Source organism: Mycoplasma cottewii (assembly GCF_024918975.1).
In the GTDB taxonomy this organism is placed as follows: Bacteria; Bacillota_I; Bacilli_A; order Mycoplasmatales; family Mycoplasmataceae; genus Mycoplasma; species Mycoplasma cottewii.
In genome coordinates this window covers 681240-703924 of the sequence record NZ_CP103424.1, presented here as the reverse complement: position 1 = coordinate 703924, position 22685 = coordinate 681240, and the positions used below count along the sequence as shown (strand labels likewise).

Genomic DNA, 22685 nt, shown 5'->3' with positions numbered 1-22685 from the left:
GTAAATATTTTTTATAAATATTTACCTATCGGCGGTTTAGTCTTAGCCAGCCCTGCTTTCCGGTGGAAAGCTAAACGTAAATGTAGGACTAGAAATTAAGCTTAGAAATAAGCTTATTTTTTTTATATTATAATAATCTCGGTGATAATATATGAAACAAAAATTAATAATAGGTAAAATTTATAAACAACGATATAAAAATAATAAAATACCGATAGCTAGAAACAAAGATGGTTCAATAATAATGGGAAATGGTATTCATAGACCTTTTATTGTATTTTTTAGTGATGATAAGGTATATTATTTAGCAACTAAAACTGTTAAAGTTAAAAATAAACGTAAAACTTCTACCGATCCACAAAATCTAACTCTTGAAACAGATTTATATGGAAAAGATGATAGAACAATATCGGTAAATTGTTCAGTTATAAATGTTATGGAGAGAAAACTTTTTGAAAGTTTATATATTTTAGATGATGAACGCAATGATTTCCAAACTGATCCTGATACTTATAATAAGATTATGAAACATTTATTCAAACATAAAGATGATCTTTCTATTTCTGAATTTGATTATTTTGATTTTGAAAATAAAGAACCTATTTTTAAAACAGATGAAATAGCTAATCGAAATAGACAAGAAGTTGAGATGATAATTGTAGGTTATAATCATTTAATAAACGAAACTCATATAATACCTGAATTAATACTTGATAAACCTGATCATTTTTATGAAGTTGTTAAAGAGTGCTTTTATGTTTCAAAATATGGAGCACAAGATGAGTTGAGTGAAGCTTATTATAAAAAGAATAGTAAATTTGATGAATTGACAGCAAATTCTATTTGAGATACTAAAAAATTTATTGATGATTTCAATAAAGAATGAGAAAGAAAGCTTCAACTTGAACAAGAAAAATATGATGAAAGACAAAAAGAAGCAGAAGAAAAAGAACAACAAGAAATTGAAGAGTTATTAGAACTATTAAAAACCCCTGAACAACCTAAAAATAATAATCAACAAGAATCTCAAAATCATCATCTAGATAATGAAGATGATGAAACTTACACACCAAAACCTACACAATCGCTTAAGCTTACAATGTAAAGTTATTAAAATGCGTTTAAATGCTATTAATAGCTTCATATCTCAACAAAAATAATTATTTAGTAAAAAACTCAATAAATAATATAATCGTTGTATATTCAACGATTTTTTTGTTAAATTCAAAAGATAAACTAGTTATTTGATATTTAATCAAATATCTTCAAAAGCTTTTAATTATTGTTTAAAGGTATTGTGTATATTTTTATTTTATTTATATTTAGTTTCTATATAGATATAATATATATAAACTATATTAAAAATATAGTAAATAATTTAATTTTATATATAATATAATTATAAAAGATATTAAAAATATATTATAAATAAATATTTATAATATTAGATAGGAGCATTTATGGAAAATTTTAATAGAACTATTTCAAATAGTATAGAAGATGATTTTGGTATGGAGTTAGAAGAAAAAGTAGCTAAGAAAACTGCAACTAGAAATAAGAAAAACGATCCTGCTAGAGATTTTATAAACAAAACTTCAATTTCAAAAAATGTTCAAATCGAACAAGACTTGTTTTCAAATAAACCTGTAGCAGTTAAATATAAAATAAAAACAATATATATGAATGAAAGAGTTCTAGAACTTCATCAAAAATTAGTTAATGATTATGTTCAAAAACGCGGTAAAGCTCCAAGTTTAACTGATATATTTATCGAAGGACTTTACTCACTACAAAATAAAATTGATAACGAACAGGGTTTTATTTATGGAAAATAAGAAAAATAACTTAAATTCGGCAATATTTGCTTACTACCGCTTTATTTTTATATTCTATTTTCTCCCAATTTTATTTTATATCTTCTTAATTATTCTTACTAATTGTGCTGTTTTTGTAACTCTTCTTAAAGATAATCCAACCAACAAAAAAGGGGTTTGAATTTTTATTATTATAATTTCTATATTTGAACTCATTTTGGTGTTTTTTGGAATGATTGTAATTAAAGCTACGACAAGAGATGAATTTAAACAACATAAACATAATTACCAATTAGCAAAAAATAAATTCAAAAAAAGAAAAAATAAAGTAATCTTAAAAAACAAAGAAAAACACTTACCTGGAGAAAATGGATTACAAAATGAACCAATTGGTTTGTATATAGTTTTAGGTTTACTTGGAATTATTATGTTGATTTTTATGATAGTCGTTTAAATTTAAGTATTTCAAAATTAAGGTATGAAAATACCTTTTTTATTTTATTTATATTTAGTTTCTATATAGATATAATATATATAAACTATATTAAAAATATAGTAAATAATTTAATTTTATATATAATATAATTATAAAAGATATTAAAAATATATTATAAGTATATAAAAACTATATAATTTTATTGAGAAAGGTATCTAAATATATGAAAAATGTTAATGTAATTAGTTTTGGTGGACTTAAAGGTGGAGTTGGAAAAACTACACTTAATTTAAATGTAGCTGGAGCTTTAGCTAAACAAGGTAAAAAGATTCTTGTTATGGACTTTGATCCGCAAGGTTCAATAACTCAAACTTTAAGAGAATCTGTTAGTCAGACAAAAGATGTTCAAGGTACTGAAAAGTGACTTTTAGATGACGTTACTAAACAGGACTTGAAAAAAACTATTGTAAAAAGCTTTATTGAAAACATTGATTTTATTCCGTCAACTCCAATTTTAGAAAAACAAAATAGACAATTAGTTTTAGAAGTTAATAGAGAAAAAAGATTAATTACTAATCTAATTAAAATTGGTGAAGAACAAGAATTACTTTCTTCATACGATCACATTATTATTGATATAAATCCTAGTTTTGATCCAATTGCTGAAAATGTTTATGTAGCTTGTGCATTTCGTGGTGGTGTTATACAAGTTGTTAACCCTGATCCTTTTTCTTTAACTGGTGCTATTAAAAACTTAAAAATCTGAGAAAAAAGGTATATGAGCGATACTTTTTCTAATATACCTAATGCATTAAAAGCTATTTTGATAAATAAGGTTAAAAATAACGCTTTATCTAAAGAAATTGTAAGCTTATTAAGTGATGATAACTTCTTATTTAAAGACTTAGTTTTAAATACAATTGTAGTTCAAAATAACGCAATAGAAAAATCAATTTTACAAAAAAACACTAAAACTGGTATAGTTAAAATTAACTTAGCTATTGATGATAAAAGACTAAATAGTTGAGAAAAAACTAAATGAATTAAAGAAAACGATAAACTTAACAGTTTAATTAAAAATGGTAATCCAATAAATAATTTAATTAATGAATTAAGAGAAAAAGAAATATTGTATTAGGGGTGATAGTTATGAGTTGAAGTAATTATTTGTTTGATAAAAAAGGTTATTCTAAAAACTATCAACTTTATAAACTTAGAAAAGAAGATTCTAACTACAATTGAACACGATGAACAAAATTCAAAACTTTTTTGTTCTTATTCTTCTGATATCCTTTTACCTTTTTAAAGTGACTTATTGCAGAAGCAATTGGTGATAATTTAATTTGAATTATCCCTTTACTTTTAATTTTAACTGTACTAGGTGGTATTATCGCTTTCATAATTATTCATTTCGAAACTGTTAAAATACTTGCATTTATTGCTTTAGCACTTGTTGTAATTTTTATTGTTTTAAAAGCTTGATTGAGCACTTAAGAGTACTAATGTACTCTTTTTTTATAAGGAGAAATTATGAAATTTAATCAAAATCTATTTGATAATAACTTAACTTTTTTAAGTGAATTATACCAACAAAAAGCAAATGAGATTAATCAACTTGAACAAGAATTTAGAGAAAAAATACGTAAAGAACTTCATCCTAATTGACGTATTTTTAGACGTTGTAAAAGAAAATGAATTACATTTGCTGGTATATTTGAACTTAACTTAACAATGTATGAAACAACCGATGAAATCACTAAAAAAGTTAAAAGATTTTGTTACTATCATCATTCTAAATTAGAAGAACTACAACATTCAAAATACGATATTGATGTTTTAAAATATGCTGTTAGAAGCTATCTTGAAAATACTAATACTCCTGTATTTTTAAAAGAATTTTTACCTAGTAAACAGTTAATTAATCACTATATAAAAACTTCAAATATTGAAGAAATAATTTATGAAAATAATCAAAAATTACTTACTAAAACTCATCAAAAATTAGTTGATTCTAATGAACAAATTTATTTAGAAATGGACGATTTTTATATTAATCATCAACAAGAAAATCTTAAAAAAATGAGAGTTAGAGAAGTAATTTTACATACTTTAGATGATGACAAAAGACAACTTAATGACGTCATTAATATCTTTTTTACTAAAAATTTAGATGAAAGAAACAATGAATTTAATAACTTAAATTATGTTTTTTGAAACATAAAAAACTTTATAAAAAGTTTTAAAAATAGGTGAAAAATTATTGTTAATGGTGACGGTGCTAAATGAATTTCTAATCTAGCTGAACATTTAGAATTGAAATTTTGTTTAGATCTTTTTCATATTAAAAAATCATTAAATACCGCTTTTTCAACTAATAAATTTGCTAGTCAAGCTAATAAAAAATACTTCAAAAATTGAATAAATAAAGAGTTTAATTTACCTTGAAAAGATGTTTTTGAGCAAGCAATTTTTAGTAAAGATAAAGAATTTTTTAAGCAAATTTATTTTGAATTTCTAGCTGAAGCACGGAAAAATAACGTACCAAGTAGCATAATTTTGAACGCTAGAAGCTTCTATAAAATGATAATAAACAACAGTAAATGACTATTTGAAAATCACAAAAAATTTAGTAGCTTTACTGAGCATTTTGTGTTCAATTCTTTCAAAAAACACATTAAAAAGTGACAAGCTTTGTTCTGTTTTAGAAACATAAAAATGAAAGTAATTTTTAAAAATTTACTGAAAAACCAAGCAACCGTTTTTCTATAAAAAAATAGGGGTGAAGCATTTTTGAAGCAGTTTTTAGACACTTTTATATATACATAGTATATATAATTTTTAGTGGTGAAGCACATTTGAAGCAAAAATGAAAAGGTGAAGCAAAATTGCTTCAACCTGATTCACTATTTTTTGAGTGTGCTATATTACTATGTAATATAGAAATTTTGAAGTTTTGCCCCCCGGTAAGGGGGTGAAGCAAAACCTTATCTTGCCTTTAAAGGGTGCACGCACGCGTAGGGGCACACTTTAAACGGTATCTGATACACGTTGAAACAAATTTTAAAAAAATGTGTATAACTCAAGAAATGTGATATAATGGAATTAGGATTTAACCAGCAATGGTCTTTTTGCTAACATACCTAAATTTTACGGTTGCACAATATCATATTTTTAGTTATAAAAATATTTTTATGAATTATTTGTGTTTTATATAATAATATCAAATGATTTTATTCTTGTTCAGGTAATATTTTTCTAATATTTTTGTCAATGTGATATAAATAATTATTTATTAAATACTCACCTATTTCATCAAATGTGATTTGTTTAGACTCATTTACTAATATAGAATAATTTTCAAATTTAACTAATTTACGATTTTTTAAAAATATAATTCTTCTTGTGAAATAGTCTATAAATTCAAACAACTGAGAACCTATCATATCATAAAAATCTTCATCTGTTCTTTTACCACTTATTTTTGAGTACACAACAGATCTAGTAAGTTTTTTTTCATATTCTCTTACTCACATTTCAAATCCAGAATTAATATAAATACTAGAACTCTTTTTATTCTTGTAAAGAATTTCTAATTTATAAAAATTAGTTACACTTTTATTATCTTTAATGATATTTTTAATTTGATTTATACATACTTCTTTTTTAATATCTAATCTAGTTATAGTAGTTTTTCAAAGTTTTATAAAACTAATGGCGAATATAATAATTGATAATAAAAACCAAACTATCATTGGAATTGCTAAAACTAAAATATATCAGTAATTTTGTAAAAATGTTATATATTGCTCTCTTGTAAAAAATGCTGTTAAAAATGAAAAAGGTTGTAATAACATAAATATGTATATAACAAAGTAAAAAATAATTTCATAAATATTTTTTAATCTTGTAGAATCTAGAAGTTCTACATCGATATACTTTTGAAAATATTTTTTTAAAAACTTCTTTCTAGTATAGGTCATAAAACGATTAGATATTATAAATAATGTTGTAATAAGAATAAAAAAAACATTAGATACGACTAGATATATTATAAAATTTCTTTCTAAATTACTATTTATCATATTTAATTCTCTCTATACTAAGTTCTCTAACTTTAATTTTGCTAATGATTGTAAATATTCACCAGTTCTTTCGATGATTGAAATATAATTTATAACTTTAACGATAGCAGGTGATGCTCATGATGTGCAATAAAATATAGCAATACTAATCGTAAGAACTGATGCAGCAAATAATATCTTCGTAAGTACTTCATTAAGTATATTTGCATAATATTTTGGTAAAAAAATTCCATATCAGCATATGTTGAAGCAATTTGCTTGAGCATACCATACACATCATATTTTGGTCCCATTTTTTTACTTATATAACTAAGAAATAAGTCCAAATGCATTACAATAAGATTCTTTAAATTTTTATTAAATTCTTTTTTTAAAAAATCTTTAATCAATTTAAATAATGTCTCTGAATTCTGTCTTTTTAGCTTTCTTTTTATTTTGTCGACTGTTTCTGTTAAGAAATTTATTTCATTTCTAGTCTCATTTGTCAATTTTGCAAGTGCTACTGCTTGACTAGTAGATGCTACAACAAAACCAATGTTAGCTCCACCCATTCATCAAGCAAATGAATAATATGCTGCAGTAGCTCAAGCAACTGCGGTTATTGCGATTTTAATTTTCATAAATCTTTTTTATGGTCTATATATTCATCTAGCCTTGATGGTAATTTTTCTAGTTTCAGTACTGATTCAATGTCATTTCTACTAATAGTTTTATTTTTTTAACTAGATCACGTTGATAAACTTTTATTTTCTTGTGTATAATTTAATTTATTTTTATTATATGTATTTTCTGATTCTGACGTATGTTTTAATTCATATAGTTTTAGATTTTTATCAAACTCTTTTTTAAAAGAAATAAACTCTTTTTTATGTGATAAAAGTGTATTTTTTACATCCTTTAATATGTCATAAACTTTTAATTCACCACTAATAATTTTTTCATAATTTTCTTTAATAGCTTGTTTTTTAGATATTTCATAGTTATTATTTGTGTTGAATTTAATTAAATTAGTATAGTTTGAATTTTTTTTAATCTGTTGATCATCATAATCATATTCTGATTCCGAATATAGATCATCAAATTTTAAGTCTTCTGAAGTTTTAAAATATTCTTTTTGTTTTTCATCAGAGAATGTGTCATATACAACTTTTGATTCCTCATCTATTTCATCATTTGCATTTTTTAAAATTTTTAAATCATTATTTTTGTTTAAGATTTTTGTATAAACATTATTTGTAGTTTGTAATCCAACAGGAACAACAAATAAGGAAACTCCTAATAACGATAGATTTCTTTTAAGTTTCATTTGATTCACCTCTAATTCTTCTATATAGTTTTGATTATAAAATGAGATATGATAATATTCTAAATAATGAAAATATATTCATTTTATGAAAAACAGCCAATTTTCATTTAATAATAAAGACGGTATTTTGTTTAATGTTCCAGACAGTATTTTTTATTGATATTCCAGAACAATATTTTTTATTGATATTCCAGAACAATATTTTTTATTGATATCTCACAGTATTTTTTTATGTTAAAATTTAATAATGAAAGTATGGTGATATCATGAATAATATAGATCCTTTCATTATTAAAACAATATATGATTCAGTAATCACAATCCCAGGAGTAGTAGCACTTGCTAACTATACTTCTAATAGTTCTGATGATTTAATTACAAATGATATATCAAAAGCCATAGAAATCGAAATGAAAGACGATATATACCAGTTTAAGATTCACGTTGTTCTTCTTAATGGAGTAAACATTTTAGATGTGATGACTGAAATACAAATTCGTATTAAATATGAACTAGAAAAAAATGTTAAAAACTTTGTTAATCATACAGTAACAGTAGCTGTTGATGATTTAATGTTATAGTGTATAGGGTGAGAATTAAAAATGCAGAATATAGAAATATTAAATAATATGATTTTAAGTGGGGTTAATAATTTATATAATCATTATCCTTACATAGATAAATTAAATGTTTTCCCTGTTCCTGATGGTGATACTGGAACTAATATGAACTTAACAGCTACTAATGGTTATGCTGAAGTTAGTGAAATCAAATTAAACAATACAACTATAGGTAAATATCTATCTACTTTTGCAAGAGGACTAATAATGGGAGCTAGAGGAAACTCTGGTGTTATTTTTAGTCAGATTATTAAAGGTTTTTCACTTGGAATGAGTGATGCAAAAGAATTATCGGTTGCTGAATGAAAACAAGGTTTTAGTAAAGCTTCAGAGATTGCTTATAAAGCTGTTATGAAACCTATTGAAGGAACAATTTTAACTGTTATAAGAGAAACTAGTGAAAAAATAAAGAAAATTGATGATTCAACTGATGTTAAAGAGTTTTGAAAACAAGTTATTCAAATTGCTAATACTAGTTTAGAAAACACTCCTAACTTATTACCTGTTTTAAAAGAAGTTGGTGTTGTTGATTCAGGTGGATTCGGATTAGTTAAATTCTTACAAGGAATGCAAGAATATCTTGAAAATGAAAAAGTTGTTGAAAAATTAGCTAAATTAGAAACTAATGAAGGTGGAAATATTGATCTTGAAACTGAAGAAGAGTTCGGATATTGTACTGAAGCTATTGTTTTACTAAATAATGAATGAATTAATAAACTTCAACCATCAACTATTAGAGATCAATTACAAATTTATGGAAATACTTCAATGGTAGTTGTTATTGATGAAGAAATTTTAAAAGTTCATACTCATGCTTTATCACCAGGTCAAGTTCTATTATTCTTACAACAATATGGAGATTTTAAAACTCTAAAAATTGAAAATATGAACTTGCAAGCTGATAAACAACTTAAATCAAGAAAAGAAAAAGCTTGAAAAGAAACTTCAAACATTAAAATTGAAAGAAAACTTGTTAATGATGTTGCAATCGTTTCAGTTGTGCCTTCTCAAAAACTAAAATCTTACTTTGAAAAAGATTTAGGTATTGATCTAGCAATTGATGCAGGTTCAAAAATGAATCCATCAACAAAAGATTTCTTACAAGCAATTCAAGAAGTTGATGCTAAAACAGTATTTATTTTCCCAAATGATAGCAACGTGTATCTAACTGCAAAACAAGCTGAAAAACTAGAAAAGAAATCTAAAGTTTATGTAATTCAAACAAGAACAATTCAACAAGGTATGGTTTGTTCATTAAGTTATGATCCTTCTCTGACTCCTTCAAAAAACAATTCACAATTATTAAAATCACTTAAAAACTTAGTATCATTTAACATTACTAAATCTGTTAAAGATACAAAAATTGATGGAGTAGAAGTTAAAAAAGATCATTTCATGGCTCTAGCTGATGGAAAAATTATTGCTTCAGAAAAAACAATAAAAGCTGTATTTGAAAAACAACTTTCTAAATACATTAATAACAAAACTGAAATCATCACCATTTTTACAGGTGAAGAAGCTGAAGAAAAAGATGTTGCTCAATTAAGAAAATTCTTAGATGAAAAATACAACGTTGAATATGAAATTATTGAAGGTGGACAAAAAGTTTACAGTTTCTTAATAGCAATAGAATAATAAAAAACCAAAAATCTCACTAAACCCCTTAAGGGGTTTTATAATATTTAATAAAGGGGAAATATTATATGTATAAAATAGCTTTCGATGTAATGGGATCTGATTTAGGATCTAAAATAGCTGTTCAAGCTGTAAGTGAATTTATTAAACAACATGATGATCTGTTTTTAGTATTAGTTGGTGATGAGTCAGAAATAAAACAAGCACTAGCCGAATTTCCTATTGATAATAATAAATATGAAATATTACCAACAAGTCAAGTAATTGATATGAACGGTTCAATTTTAGATGTTAGAAGAAAAAAAGACTCTTCAATTGTAAGAACTTTAGAACTAGTTAGAGATAAAAAAGTTGATGGTATGTTAACTGGTGGAAATTCAGCTGCTTTTATTGGTGGTAGTCATTTTATTTTAGGTGAGATCGATCAAGTTAAAAGACCTGGTTTTATGCCAACAATTCCTAATGCAAAAAATAGTGTAACTTTATTATTAGATGTTGGTGCTAATAGTGAAAATGAAGTTGAAGATCTAATTGGTTATGCTGTTATGGGAAATATTTATGCTAAAGAAATTTTAAAAAAACAAAACCCTACAATTGGATTATTAAATATTGGAACTGAAAAAAGTAAAGGTAATGAATTACAAAAACAAACATATACTAGATTAAGTGAATTAAAAGAACTTAACTTCATTGGAAATGTTGAGGCACGTGATATTTTAACTGGTAATGTTGATATTATTGTTACTGATGGATATAGTGGTAATATTGCTTTAAAAGCTAGTGAAGGGGCTGCTAAAGCTTTACTAACAGAAATTAAAAAAGAAATCACAAGTTCATTTGTAAAAAAACTAGCTGCATTAATTTTAAAACCAGCATTTAAAAATGTTGCTAAGAAATTTGATTATAAAAATCATGCTGGAGCTATTTTATTAGGTGTTAATGGAATTTGTTTCAAATCACACGGTTCAAGTGATGTTAGATCATTTAAAGCTACTTTAAACATGACTTTAAATGCAGTTAAAAATGATGTTTTAAATAAAATAGAAAGTGGATTGAAATCAAATGCCAACAATTAGAGATTTTTTAAAAACATATAATATTGAAATTAATAATTCACGTCTTTTTGATGAAGCATTGACTCACAATTCATATTCAAATGAACACCGTTTAAAATACACATACCAACGGATGGAGTTTTTAGGTGATGCGTTATTACAAATGTATGTTTCTAGATTTCTATTTTTTAATTGTCCTAAACTAAGTGAAGGAGAATTGACTAAATTAAGATCTAAATCAGTAAGAGAAGAATCGCTTTCTGAAGTTGCAAAAGATATTAAATTAGGTCAATTAATAAGACTTGGTCAAGGAGAATTAAAAACTAGAGGTTTTGAAAAACCTTCAATTCTAGCTGATGTTTTTGAAGCATTAACTGCTGCAATTTATTTAGATCAAGGTGAAGAAAAATTAATTTCATGATTAGAACAAACCTTATTTGCTTATATTCAAAAACCTGAGTTTGTAAATAAAATAAAAGATTTTAAATCTGAACTTCAACAATTATTACAATCAGAAAAAAGAAGTGATTTAAAATATGTTGTTGAACATGAAGAATTCTTTCAAAAACAAAACAAATTCTTATATACAGTAAGTGTAAATTTAGATGGACAAAAATTTGGTGTTGGTGAGGGCTGATCAAAACAAGAAGCTGAACAAAAAGCAGCTGAAAATTGTTTATCTAAAATGAAAAAAATCTAATAATTACTAAAAAATAACAAGATTAGAAAAATAATTAATAGTTTTTTCTTTTCTTAAATTGATATTGAATTTAAATAATATAATTTAGATATGTGAATATGAAAGGGGTTTTTACATGCTATTTTTAAAACAAATTAGAGCTACTGGATTCAAATCATTTGCTGAATTAACTATCATGGATTTTAATTACGAAATGATAGGTGTTGTTGGTCCTAACGGTAGTGGTAAATCAAATATTACTGATGCTATAAGATGAGCATTAGGAGAACAATCTACTAAGTCTTTAAGAGGATCTAAAATGGATGATGTAGTTTTCAGCGGAAGTAGTGATAAACCTGCTAGTAATTTTGCTGAAGTTACTTTAGTTTTTGATAATACAAATAAGCATTTTTCATCTATAAAAACTGATATTGTAGAAGTAAGACGTAAATTTGATCGTACTACTAGAGAAAGTGAATTCTATATAAACGGTGAAAAATCTAAACTAAGAGATGTTCAAGATATAGCTTTAGAAACAGGTTTAACTAGATCAAGTATTGCAATTATTTCTCAAGGAACTATTGCTAATTTTGCTGAAGCAAAACCAGAATATAGAAGAGAAATTTTTGATGATGCTGCTGGAGTTGGTAAATACAAAAAAAGAAAAAGAGAAACTCTTTTAAAATTAGAAAGAACCGTTGAAAACTTAAACCGTTTAGAAGATATTGCAAATGAAATTTCAAGAAGATTACCTAATTTAGAAAGACAAGCTAAAAAAGCTAAAAAATATCAAGAAAAGATTCAACAACTAGAAAATATTGAACTATATATTCTTACTAAAGATTTAAGAGTATTTATGCAGAAAATAGAACAATATAGAGAAGAAAAACGTTCTTTAGATATTCAAATTAAAAGATTAACTAACGATATTAATATGGCTCAAGAAGAAATTGATTTAATTTTAGATCAAAATACTTCTGCTGATGATGAATTACAATCATTAAACACTGAATTTAATAATATTTTAAAAAGAATAGCTGAATTAAAAATTAGAAAAAATGAAGTTGAATTAAAAGAAAGTCAAAATATCGATACTTCAGATCAAGATGAATATAAGGCTAGTTTAATTAAAAAAGAATTTGATGAAAAAACTATTTTATTAAATAGTGAACAAGAAAAAGTTCAAAAAGCTAGTGATGATTTATTAGAATTAAAAGATAAATATGATTATTATTCATCTAAATATAATGAAATTTACAGTGAAATAGAAACTATTAGAACTAATATAAATAAAATTAGTTTTCACATTGAAAATTTAGAACATAGCAAAAAAACTTCTTTTAGTCGTTTTAATGATGGAGTTAGTGGAATCATTAATAACTCAAAACAAATCGGTGGAGTTGTTGGAGTTTTAAAATCACTTATTACAGTTCATTCTGATTATCAAGTAGCAATTTCAGTAACTGCATCTGGACATATGAATTCAGTTGTAATGAAAACTGATCAAGATGTTAAAAAAGCAATTGAATTTTTAAAGAGAAATAATTTAAACAGAGTAACATTCTTACCTTTAAACACACTTTCAGCTAATTCAATTTCGCCTGCTCAAAAACAAATCATAGAACAATCAAATGGATTTATCGGTTTTGCTAATGAACTAGTAGAACATTCAAGTGAAATTAAAATTGCTATTGATTATGCTTTAGCTACTATTATTGTTGTTGATACTTATGATAATGCTGTTAATTTAGCTAAAAACATAGGATTTAGATACAATATTGTTTCATTAGATGGACAAAGAATTTTACCTAACGGAGCAATTATTGGTGGTTCAACAAAAAATGTTAACATTTTTGAAAAACAAGATGATAATACTAATAACAATCTTGAACAATTAAAACAAAAATTAATCTCACTTGAAGAAAAAGAAATTGAAAAAACAAAAGAACTTACTGACTACAAAACAAATAATGATAATTTAAGAGATGAAATTAACAACCTAAATTCTATTATTAGAATTTCAACTCAAACTATATCAAGCATCAAATCTAGTCTAGTTACTCTTTCAGATGAATATGAAGTATTATCTGGAGTTGATCTATTAACTGGTTTTGTAAAAAGTTCAGATGATTCTGAATCTATAAGATTATCAAAAGAAATTGTAGAATTAGAATCTAAACGAGATGAAATACAAAGCAAAATAAATTCTATTGTTGCTAATAAATCTAAAACAAGTGAAAAACAAAAAGAAATGACTAAAGTAAACGTTCAAAAAAGAGATGAATTATCTGAATTGAAAGATCGAGCAGCAGACATATCAACTGAATATAATGTTTTATTAGAAAAACAAATGAAAGTGGCTGATCGTTTAATGAATGGTTATAAAATCTCAATTGATGCTGCTTTAGAAATGGAACTTCCTGAAATTGAAGATGAAGATTTAGCTAGATCTCAAATTCAAGAATTAATTACTGAAATTCGTGATATTGGTAATGTTAACTTAGATTCTATTGCTGAATATGAACAAGAAAAATCAAGATTTGATTATTATGATAAAGAATTAAACGATGTTAAGAGTGCAAAACAAAAACTTGAAGATATTATTTTAGATATCGATATTGCAATGGAAACTCAATTCAAAAAAATCATTGATGATGTAAATGCTGCTTTACCAGAAGTGTTTGCTAGATTATTTGGTGGAGGACATGCTGAATTAATATTTACTGATCCAGATAATATTTTAGAAACTGGTGTTGATATTAAAGTAAATCCTCCAGGTAAGAAAATTACTAACCTTAACTTATTAAGTGGTGGAGAAAAATCTTTAGTTGCTTTATCAGTGTTATTTGCAATTTTAAAAGCAAGACCTTTACCTTTAGTAATTTTAGATGAAGCAGAAGCTCCATTAGATCCAGCTAACGTTGAAAGATTTGCAAGATTTATTAAGCATTTCTCAAATAAAACTCAGTTTATTATTGTTACTCACCGTGACGGAACAATGGAAAACTGTGATGCATTATTTGGTGTAACAATGCAAGTAAAAGGTATTACTAAAATAGTTAAAATTAAATTGATTGAAGCTAAACAAATGAATGAAAAAAATGGATCTCATTAGATCCATTTTTATTTACTCATTATACAAATTACATCGTTATCAGTTGTGATTGTTGCATCTTTATAAGGTATAAATGCATTAGAAAGACAGCTTGAAGCTATTGGTTTTAATAGCAATTCATTTGTTTCATATTTTAAGCCTTTGATTGTGATTTTAGTATCATCTTTTGAAATAAAACTTACATATGTAACATCTTGAAATCTATCAAATTCTAAAGTATTTTCTCCCTTTTTAATAAGAAAATAATTGAATAATCATTAATGAATTTAATATCATATTTAAAAATTAAACTAAATATTGAAAAGTTCTTTTCATATCGTCTTGTTGCATTTGCTATAAAAATTATTTTAGCTTCTTTTGAAATTTCTCTAGCCTTAATAATCGCTAACTCACCATCAAAATAATCTTTTTCAGATGGTCAAATTTCTATTTTATTTACATATTCTTTTATAACATTAAGTTCAGCATAATCAACTTTATCAAAATCACCAATTGCTAAATCTATTCTAATATTTTTATCAATTAAATGTAAACAACCTCTTTCAACACCAATAATGTAAGTGTTATCGTCATTAAAAGAATTTAGATCAATATTTGTTGAGCTAGTAACTATTAATATGTTTTTATAGTTCATCAATTAATCCTTTTGCTCTTTTTTCAAAATCATAAGATTCAAATAAATAGCTTCCTGCAACTATCATATCAACTCCAGCTTGTTTAACTAAAACTGAAGTTTCACCATTAATTCCACCATCAACTTCAATAGTGTATTTATAGTTATTTTCATCTCTTAATTTAGATAATGTTTTAATTTTTTCTAAACTAGATTCAATAAATTTTTGTCCACCAAATCCAGGTTCAACACTCATAACTAAAACGTTATCTAATTTATCTAAATATTTTGAAATAACATTAACTTCAGTTTTTGGTGAAATTGCTATAGAAGGCTTAATATTATTTTTCTTACATAATTCAATAAATTTATTAACAGTTAAGTCATCAACTAATGATTCAATATGCATTGTCATCATTTCAGGTTTTGCTGAAATATAATCTTTAAAAAAGTCTTCAAACTCACAAGTTTTAACTTTAACCATAAAATGAACATCAACTTTAATATCAATATTTTTCTTAATATCATGTAAAATTTTTGATCCAAATGTTAAGTTAGGAACAAAATCAAAATCCATAACATCATAATGAATTCATTCGATATTATTTTTTTTACATAATTCTAATTCTTGTTGTAATTTCATAAAGTTTGCAGACAACACAGAAGGAGCGATAATAAATTTTTTCATATTAATACCTACTTTCTTTTTTCTCTTTCATTTCAACAAAGACTTTTACATAATCATTATAAATAAATGTTGGAACTAAGTGTTCTGCTACTGCTTGTTTAACACTACATTTTGTTTCATGAGTATGAGTACAATCTATAAATTTACATTTATTTAAATATGGTCTAAAAGTTTCTCAAGAATATAAAATATGTTCTATATCAATATTATTTAAATCAAATGCTGAAAATCCAGGTGTGTCAGCTATAAAAATATTTTTATCTAAAAAGTATAGTTGAATGTTTGTTGTTGTATGTCTACCACGATTCAAGTTTTTTGAAATCTCATTTGTTTTAATTTGATTTTCAATTGATAGAAAGTTATTTAAAGTTGTAGATTTTCCAGCTCCAGTTTGTCCTGTAAACACACTTATTTTGTCTTCTAATATTACTTTTAATCTATCTAAAACTTTTTTCTTATCTTCATCTGAATCTTTATTATTAATTATTAAAACTTCATATCCCATTTTTTCATATCAATTAATTTTATGAATAACTTCATCATAATATTTAGTTTGTTTTAATAAATCTATTTTTGTAAAAATTAAAATAGGTTTAATCTTTTCGGTTTCTAACATCATAATATATTTATTTAATAAAAATGATGCAAATAAAGGTTCATATAAAGCAGTAACTATTAAAACTTGATCAACATTAGCTATTTTTGGTCTATGTAATTCATTTTTTCTTTCATGAATTTTAACAATATATCCATAACCATCATCTAATATATCAAAATCAACAAAATCACCTATTTTAGGTTTTAATTCTTTTTTAACATTTCCTTTTGCATGAACTTTATAAGTTTGTTTGTTTTCATTACAAAAAACATAACTTTCAACACTATCTTTTTTAATGATAATTCCTTTCACTAAAACAACTCCATCCTATTGGTTAAATATAATCACTACTATAAATAATATTAAAGATACAAAAACAATTAACAAGGTAGGAATAGTAAATCTATAAGGAAATTCTTCAATAAAATTTTTATATCTAATATTATAGTTAAGTTTCATGTTTGAAATCTTATCTGCTTCTCAATTCATTTCAGGAAAATCTTTTTTAACATCTAATTCTAATTTTGCTTTTTGTAGATCGTTTAAAAGTTCATCAAAGTTTTTATATCTATTTTTTACTTCTTTTGCTAAGCAATGCATAATAATGTTTTCAATAGATTGAGGAATGTCTGGATTAATATATCTAGGTCTTAAAACTTGTTTAACTAAATGTTTTTTAAAGTTTTCTTTATCTCTTTCTTTAACATTTGAATTACCATAATTAGTATTTAAAAATAAAGTTGTTCCTGTTATAAATTCATACATCATAACTCCAACTGAATAAATATCTGATTCATAAGAATAAATATTTTTTTTAGATTCAAAATTAATAAATTGTTCAGGAGCTGTATATCTTGGAGTTCCTGGTGAAAAATTAGCTTCATTAGTTTCATTAATAATACTTTTAATTTTAGAAATACCAAAATCTGATATTTTAGCTTTTTGATATTTAGTAATTAAAATATTTGCAGGTTTAACATCTCTATGAATAATGTTACTATCGTGAATTTCTTTTAATCCTTTAGCAATTTGTTCAAAATAATAAATAAACTCATTTGTTGAAAGAATATTGTTATAAACTGAGAATTTTTTAGATAAATCAATTCCTTCTACTAATTCCATAACAATTACGTATTTATCTCATTCAAAAACATCTTTCATATTAATAACATTTTTACTAAATGATAATTTAGCAAATGTATTAACTTCATAATTTAATCGATCGTTAATTTCTTGAGTGTTTTTTCTTTTTCCTTTTAACATTATTTTTACAGCAACAAATACATCTTCTTTATCTAAAAAAGATGCATCTAAATCTATTGCTTTAAAAACTGAAGCAAAAGCTCCTGCGTTAATAAATTCTAATATTTTATATCTTTTATTAATTAATCGATCGATAAGTTCATTATTATTAATTCCATTATCAATTTTATTATTTTGTTTTATTTGATTTTTGTTCATTCTATTTAACCTCTATGATTATGATAGATAAATTGTCAGTTGATAAGTTTCCCATTGCAAATTTAACTATATTTTTAGTTTTACTTTTTAATGAACTTCTTATTTCTAAAAAATCAACAAAAGTTTGAGAATCAACATAATCATGAACACCATCAGATGTTAAACAATACACACCTTTTATTTCATCAATCACATAATTATCAGGTTTCATTTTTTTATTTGGTCCTAATGCACTTGTTAAAATTTTTCAATAAGTCATTTCATTGAATCTTGAACCATATAGTTTTTGAGCACGTTCTTTTATTTTTTCTGGATCATAATTAGAATTCATTAAGTTTTGATCTATTGTTATTTGTTTTAAACGATTATCAGAAAATTTATAAACTCTAGAATCACCTATATTAATTACATAAGCTTTATTATTAGTAAATATTATTGCAGATAAAGTAGTTCCCATATCAGATTTTTTAGGACAATCTTGTGCAGCTACTTTCATAGCTTCTATTGAATATGATAAAGTATCATCAAATCATTGATTAATTTCTTGTTCAGATTTATTATTAAAAGTTGTTTTTTCAAAACGCTCAATAAAAGACTCAACAGCTGTTTTTGAAGCAATTTCACCTTTAGCATGACCTCCCATACCATCACATAAAATCGCTAAAAAACATCCGTCAATGCTTTTAGAATATCCTAAATAGTCTTGATTATTTTTCCTATAATTACCTTTATGAGTTAGACTACTAATTTTTATCTTCATAGAACACCTTGTTTTCTAACATATCATTATTATTTTATCATCTCATTTTATTTGACTTGGTTTTATAGAAAGTTTATTTTAATTTTCTAGTTCATTAAAAAAAGTAGAGCACTCTCTACTTTTCAATTTTATTTTTCTTACGTTTTAAAATATAAACAACAACTGCGGCAACAACAGATAAAGCACTTACAATACCAACTATTGAACCAGTAGCAATTCTTGCTGTGTGGTTAGTTTTAAAATTAATTAAAATATCTCCCATGAAACGATCGTCGTTTTTAATTCTAACTAGAATTGAATTGTGAGTTCTGTTTATAACATGGAAATTTTCTCTATTTAATCCAGGTAGTTGATCTTTATTTTTTTCAATAAATGCATTAATAATTTTATTATGATTTTCTTCTTTGAATTTTCCTGCTTGAGTGTTTATTGTTAAATCGTTAACGTTTTGTCTAATTGAATAAGTGATTGTAACTTGTCCATAAAAATCATCGTTATTTTGAACTTCAACAGTGATTGAATTATTGTTTTTAGATACAATTTTAAAATTATCTTTAGTTAAACCGTTTAATCTATGTTGATTCATTCTTATAAAAGCATCAATAATTTTATTATGATCTAACTCGTCAAACGCTCCAGCATTTGTATCTGTATTTTGTGAAATATTAGTTCTTATTGTAAAAGTAACATTAACTTCACCTGAAAAGTTTTTAGAATTTGGTTTAAATCTAATTTTTCATTTATTATTTTCTTTAACTAATTCAAGATCATTAGCATCGATTCCTGGAAGTTTTTGATTATTTAATCTAATAAATTCTTTAATAATTTCAGAATTATTATGAGTATTAAACTTACCAATATCAGTAATTAATCCATTTATTTTAGAAATAGGTTTAATAACTTTATAGTTAACTTTAAGATTATTTGCATATTCTCCATTATCAATACTTATTTCATAGAAATTTTCTTTCTTTTCAAATTTTAAGAAATGTAGATCGATATTATTATCGTTTAAAACTTTTTGATTTCTTTTAATAAACTCATTAATAAATAATTTTTCATCATTTGTTTCAATCACAATTTCTTTAGTATTAAATTCAATATTACTTAGGTCTTTCATTAAATCGAATCTAATAGTTGTTTGATTATTTTGTTGATTTGAATCAAATACTTTTGAATTAATTACTCTAATTTTTGCACTATTATTAGTTATATTTTCTACTTTAATTTCTTCATCTTTTAAAATGTTAAATACTTTTTTAAGTTGATCAATAATAGCTTGAGTTGAGTTATTTTTAACAAATCCGATGTTAGTATTTAATTCAATTACTTGATCTAATTTTTCTTTACTAGTATATGAAATTTCAATTGGTGAAGTTAACTGATTATATCTACTATTATTATTTAATGAGATTGAAATTTTATTATTAGGTTTAGCTTCTAATTTTAAAGAGTTTACATCGATATTGTAAAATTTAGCAAGTTTAAATTTAACTTGACTTTGTAATTTTTCTGGATTAATACCATACATTATTTGAGGTAAATTTGGAAGTTGTTTTAATGAACTGGGTATTACTCTATTTCACTCTTTTCAAGCAGGAGTATTTGAATCAAATCCATCATGTCTTTTTTCTTTAACATTTCAAGATCTTAAATTTTGATTAAATTCAGATGCTTGATTAAACATATTATTAAAGTTGTTAGCTCTATTAACATTTCATTTTGATATATTCTGATTAAAAACTTTAGCATTTCTAAACATTTCGCCAAAATTAGTTACATTAATAGTTCTTCAGCTAGAAATATCAGCATTAAAATTAACTGCATTTCCAAACATTAATCCCATATTGTTTACATTAGAAACAGTTCAATTTAAAGGTTTACTTGCATTATTGAATTTTGTAGCATCATTAAACATTCAAGTCATTTCTGAAACTGATCTAGTATCTCACATTGAAATATCTTGATCAAAATTTACACATCCTTTGAATAATTGTTGTAAACTTTCAATTTCAGGGAATAAATATTCAGGAACAACTTCAACATTTTTAGGTAATCTGTAAGCTACAACCGTTTTTTTATTATCATCTCAACGATTACCAATTCTTTTAATAACTTTAACATTATCAAATTTAGATTGGTGCATATCTTCACTGGTTCTTCTTTCTTTACCATTTGTGTCAATATAAATTGTTTCAATAAAGTTATTTTGTTGTTGAATATCACAATATAAATTAAAAATAGAGTTTGTTTTATGAGTATATATTATATTTTTTCCTTTAATTGTATAAACATTTGGTTTATTTGTACGGTTATAATAATCATCAATTTTAATGTTATGATACATTTTTGGAGTATATCATTTTAATTTTTGATCAAACATTTGAACAAAGTGTCTTACTTGTAAATTTGTATTTAGTGTTTGATCATTTAATAAAGAACGTGATCCATAAAGTTTATTAGCTCACACCATTCTTATTAGATCAAGATCATTAATTTTAAAAGTTACAACATAAAGTTTATTAGATATTCTATGTTTAATAATTGCACTAGCAAAATCTCTATGCATTATCATATAATCATTAACATCTTTTGATTCTAAAGAATTATTTTCTGAAACAAATTTTTTAATGATATTAGTATTAAGAGATTCTGAAATTTTATTAAAATCAGGATTATTATCTGATGAAATTTCACTCATATCAGTTTTAATATTTAGATCATTTTCTAAAACATTTCCAAATTCTAAATCAACAATAAATCTTTTATTAACTTTAATAGATATTATTTGATTTTTATTATCTTCAAGAGTTTTAACATTATCTTTTATAGATGTTAATTCTAAATTCAGATCTTTAAATTTTTCTTTAACATTTAATTTTAATAATTCTAAAATAGTTTCATATGTAGTATTTTTTAGTTGTTTATTTTTGATATTTTCATTTCAAAAACTTATAAGTTCATTTTTTAAATTAATTAAACTTGTATCATCAATTGATGATAATGCTTGATTTTCTTTTATTAAACTTTCAGTATTTTTAAATACAGTTTCTTTTAAATTTGTTTCTTTAAATTCACCAAGTGATAAATCTTGATTAAATCTTTTGGCATTTTTAAACATATTAGATCTATTAACTTCTTTATTTGTAATAAAACTTTTATCTAATTGTTGATTAAATCTTTCTGCATTTTCAAACATAGATTGCATATTTTTTACATTATTAGCAACAAATTTATCAGTTAATTGAGCGTTAAAATTCTTAGTATTATAAAACATATAACTCATATCAGTTACACTTGATGTATCTCAATTTAAAATAGTATTAAAATTTTGTGCATTATAAAATACACCACTCATATTAACTACTTTTGAAGTATCTCATTTTTCAATTCCTAAAATTGTGTGATTTGTATTATTTTTAAAAGCATAAGAAATATCAGTGATATGTTCAGGTAATTTGTTTGGAACTTTTTTAATATGTGTTGGAATTTGTTTTAATCTATAATTTCCGTTACTATTTTTTTCTCAACCTAATTGAATAATTTCATTATTTAAAATTACGTGACTTTGATGATCGTTTATTTTTAAATCATTATCAATAGATTTGTTTAAATCATAATTAATATTAATATCATTTAAATTATTATTTTGATTATTTGTTGATAATAAAGTAACAAACTTTAAAACAGTTAAAAAATTTATCATTTCTGTAACCTTTCATTCTTTATATAAGTGCGATACTTTAAAATACTATCATGAGTGAAATAAAAATCAAATGCATATTTTAAACTTAACAATTAATTATTTAGATATTAAAGCTTG

At 24.1% G+C, this 22685-nt stretch carries 21 protein-coding genes; 10 read left to right on the top strand and 11 right to left on the bottom strand.

The features are described from left to right. The first annotated feature begins 151 nt into the window (after positions 1-151). The 4 genes from NX779_RS02995 to NX779_RS02980 all read left to right on the top strand — a co-directional run bounded on the left by NX779_RS02995 (position 152) and on the right by NX779_RS02980 (position 3388). On the top strand, positions 152-1105 hold the full coding sequence (locus NX779_RS02995) for an Mbov_0400 family ICE element protein (protein WP_259429945.1): 954 nt from the start codon (positions 152-154) through the stop codon (positions 1103-1105). A gap of 355 nt (positions 1106-1460) precedes the next feature. After that, entirely contained in the window at positions 1461-1835 is a 375-nt protein-coding gene (locus NX779_RS02990) for a hypothetical protein (RefSeq protein ID WP_259429944.1), read from the top strand. 211 nt (positions 1836-2046) lie between these two features. Next, on the top strand, positions 2047-2268 hold the full coding sequence (locus NX779_RS02985) for a hypothetical protein (RefSeq protein WP_259429943.1): 222 nt from the start codon (positions 2047-2049) through the stop codon (positions 2266-2268). A gap of 205 nt (positions 2269-2473) precedes the next feature. After that, on the top strand, positions 2474-3388 hold the full coding sequence (locus NX779_RS02980) for a ParA family protein (RefSeq protein WP_259429942.1): 915 nt from the start codon (positions 2474-2476) through the stop codon (positions 3386-3388). 94 nt (positions 3389-3482) lie between these two features. Here the strand turns inward: NX779_RS02980 and NX779_RS02975 are convergent, their stop codons facing one another. Further along, positions 3483-3740, bottom strand: a complete 258-nt coding sequence (locus NX779_RS02975) for a hypothetical protein (RefSeq protein ID WP_259429941.1) — start codon at positions 3738-3740, stop codon at positions 3483-3485. A gap of 40 nt (positions 3741-3780) precedes the next feature. Between NX779_RS02975 and NX779_RS02970 the strand changes: the two genes are divergently transcribed. Continuing rightward, positions 3781-5019 carry an Mbov_0401 family ICE element transposase-like protein gene (locus NX779_RS02970; RefSeq protein ID WP_259429940.1) on the top strand — a complete coding sequence of 413 codons (1239 nt, stop codon included), beginning with the start codon at positions 3781-3783 and terminating at the stop codon, positions 5017-5019. A 461-nt stretch (positions 5020-5480) separates the two neighbouring features. Here NX779_RS02970 and NX779_RS02965 read toward each other — a convergent pair whose 3' ends face one another. The 3 genes from NX779_RS02965 to NX779_RS02955 form a co-directional block, all read right to left on the bottom strand. After that, complete coding sequence (locus NX779_RS02965; protein WP_259429939.1) at positions 5481-6104, bottom strand: hypothetical protein; 624 nt, start codon at positions 6102-6104, stop codon at positions 5481-5483. Between the two features lie 317 nt (positions 6105-6421). Then, positions 6422-6952 carry a hypothetical protein gene (locus NX779_RS02960; protein WP_259429938.1) on the bottom strand — a complete coding sequence of 177 codons (531 nt, stop codon included), beginning with the start codon at positions 6950-6952 and terminating at the stop codon, positions 6422-6424. 98 nt (positions 6953-7050) lie between these two features. Then, the gene (locus NX779_RS02955; RefSeq protein WP_259429937.1) at positions 7051-7638 is read right to left on the bottom strand and encodes a hypothetical protein; all 588 of its coding nucleotides are present in this window, start codon (positions 7636-7638) and stop codon (positions 7051-7053) included. 266 nt (positions 7639-7904) lie between these two features. On the opposite strand from NX779_RS02955, the gene NX779_RS02950 reads away from it, so the two are divergent. From NX779_RS02950 to NX779_RS02930, 5 genes are all read left to right on the top strand, one after another. Next, complete coding sequence (locus NX779_RS02950) at positions 7905-8219, top strand: Asp23/Gls24 family envelope stress response protein (RefSeq protein WP_004429559.1); 315 nt, start codon at positions 7905-7907, stop codon at positions 8217-8219. A gap of 21 nt (positions 8220-8240) precedes the next feature. Next, complete coding sequence (gene fakA, locus NX779_RS02945; protein ID WP_259429936.1) at positions 8241-9893, top strand: fatty acid kinase ATP-binding subunit FakA; 1653 nt, start codon at positions 8241-8243, stop codon at positions 9891-9893. 68 nt (positions 9894-9961) lie between these two features. Further along, positions 9962-10969, top strand: a complete 1008-nt coding sequence (gene plsX, locus NX779_RS02940; RefSeq protein WP_259429935.1) for a phosphate acyltransferase PlsX — start codon at positions 9962-9964, stop codon at positions 10967-10969. Next, entirely contained in the window at positions 10956-11648 is a 693-nt protein-coding gene (rnc, locus tag NX779_RS02935; RefSeq protein ID WP_259429934.1) for a ribonuclease III, read from the top strand. Before plsX ends, rnc begins: the two co-directional genes overlap by 14 nt. A gap of 115 nt (positions 11649-11763) precedes the next feature. Next, positions 11764-14742 (top strand): chromosome segregation protein SMC, encoded by a 2979-nt coding sequence (locus NX779_RS02930; RefSeq protein WP_259429933.1) that lies wholly within the window; start codon positions 11764-11766, stop codon positions 14740-14742. Between the two features lie 8 nt (positions 14743-14750). Here the strand turns inward: NX779_RS02930 and NX779_RS02925 are convergent, their stop codons facing one another. From NX779_RS02925 to NX779_RS02895, 7 genes are all read right to left on the bottom strand, one after another. Further along, positions 14751-14915: a hypothetical protein gene (locus NX779_RS02925; protein WP_310795084.1), complete on the bottom strand. Its 165-nt coding sequence runs from the start codon at positions 14913-14915 to the stop codon at positions 14751-14753. Positions 14916-14953: 38 nt separating this feature from the next. Beyond that, positions 14954-15376 (bottom strand): motility associated factor glycosyltransferase family protein, encoded by a 423-nt coding sequence (locus tag NX779_RS02920; protein WP_259429932.1) that lies wholly within the window; start codon positions 15374-15376, stop codon positions 14954-14956. Continuing rightward, complete coding sequence (rpe, locus tag NX779_RS02915) at positions 15366-16043, bottom strand: ribulose-phosphate 3-epimerase (protein ID WP_259429931.1); 678 nt, start codon at positions 16041-16043, stop codon at positions 15366-15368. Before rpe ends, NX779_RS02920 begins: the two co-directional genes overlap by 11 nt. 1 nt (position 16044) lies before the next feature. Then, positions 16045-16953 (bottom strand): ribosome small subunit-dependent GTPase A, encoded by a 909-nt coding sequence (gene rsgA, locus NX779_RS02910; protein WP_259429930.1) that lies wholly within the window; start codon positions 16951-16953, stop codon positions 16045-16047. Between the two features lie 15 nt (positions 16954-16968). After that, on the bottom strand, positions 16969-18102 hold the full coding sequence (locus NX779_RS02905) for a serine/threonine-protein kinase (protein ID WP_259429929.1): 1134 nt from the start codon (positions 18100-18102) through the stop codon (positions 16969-16971). Position 18103: 1 nt separating this feature from the next. Continuing rightward, positions 18104-18862, bottom strand: coding sequence for a PP2C family protein-serine/threonine phosphatase (locus NX779_RS02900; protein ID WP_259429928.1), 759 nt, complete (start codon positions 18860-18862; stop codon positions 18104-18106). Between the two features lie 115 nt (positions 18863-18977). Continuing rightward, entirely contained in the window at positions 18978-22568 is a 3591-nt protein-coding gene (locus NX779_RS02895; RefSeq protein WP_259429927.1) for a BspA family leucine-rich repeat surface protein, read from the bottom strand. Between the last annotated feature and the right edge of the window lie 117 nt (positions 22569-22685).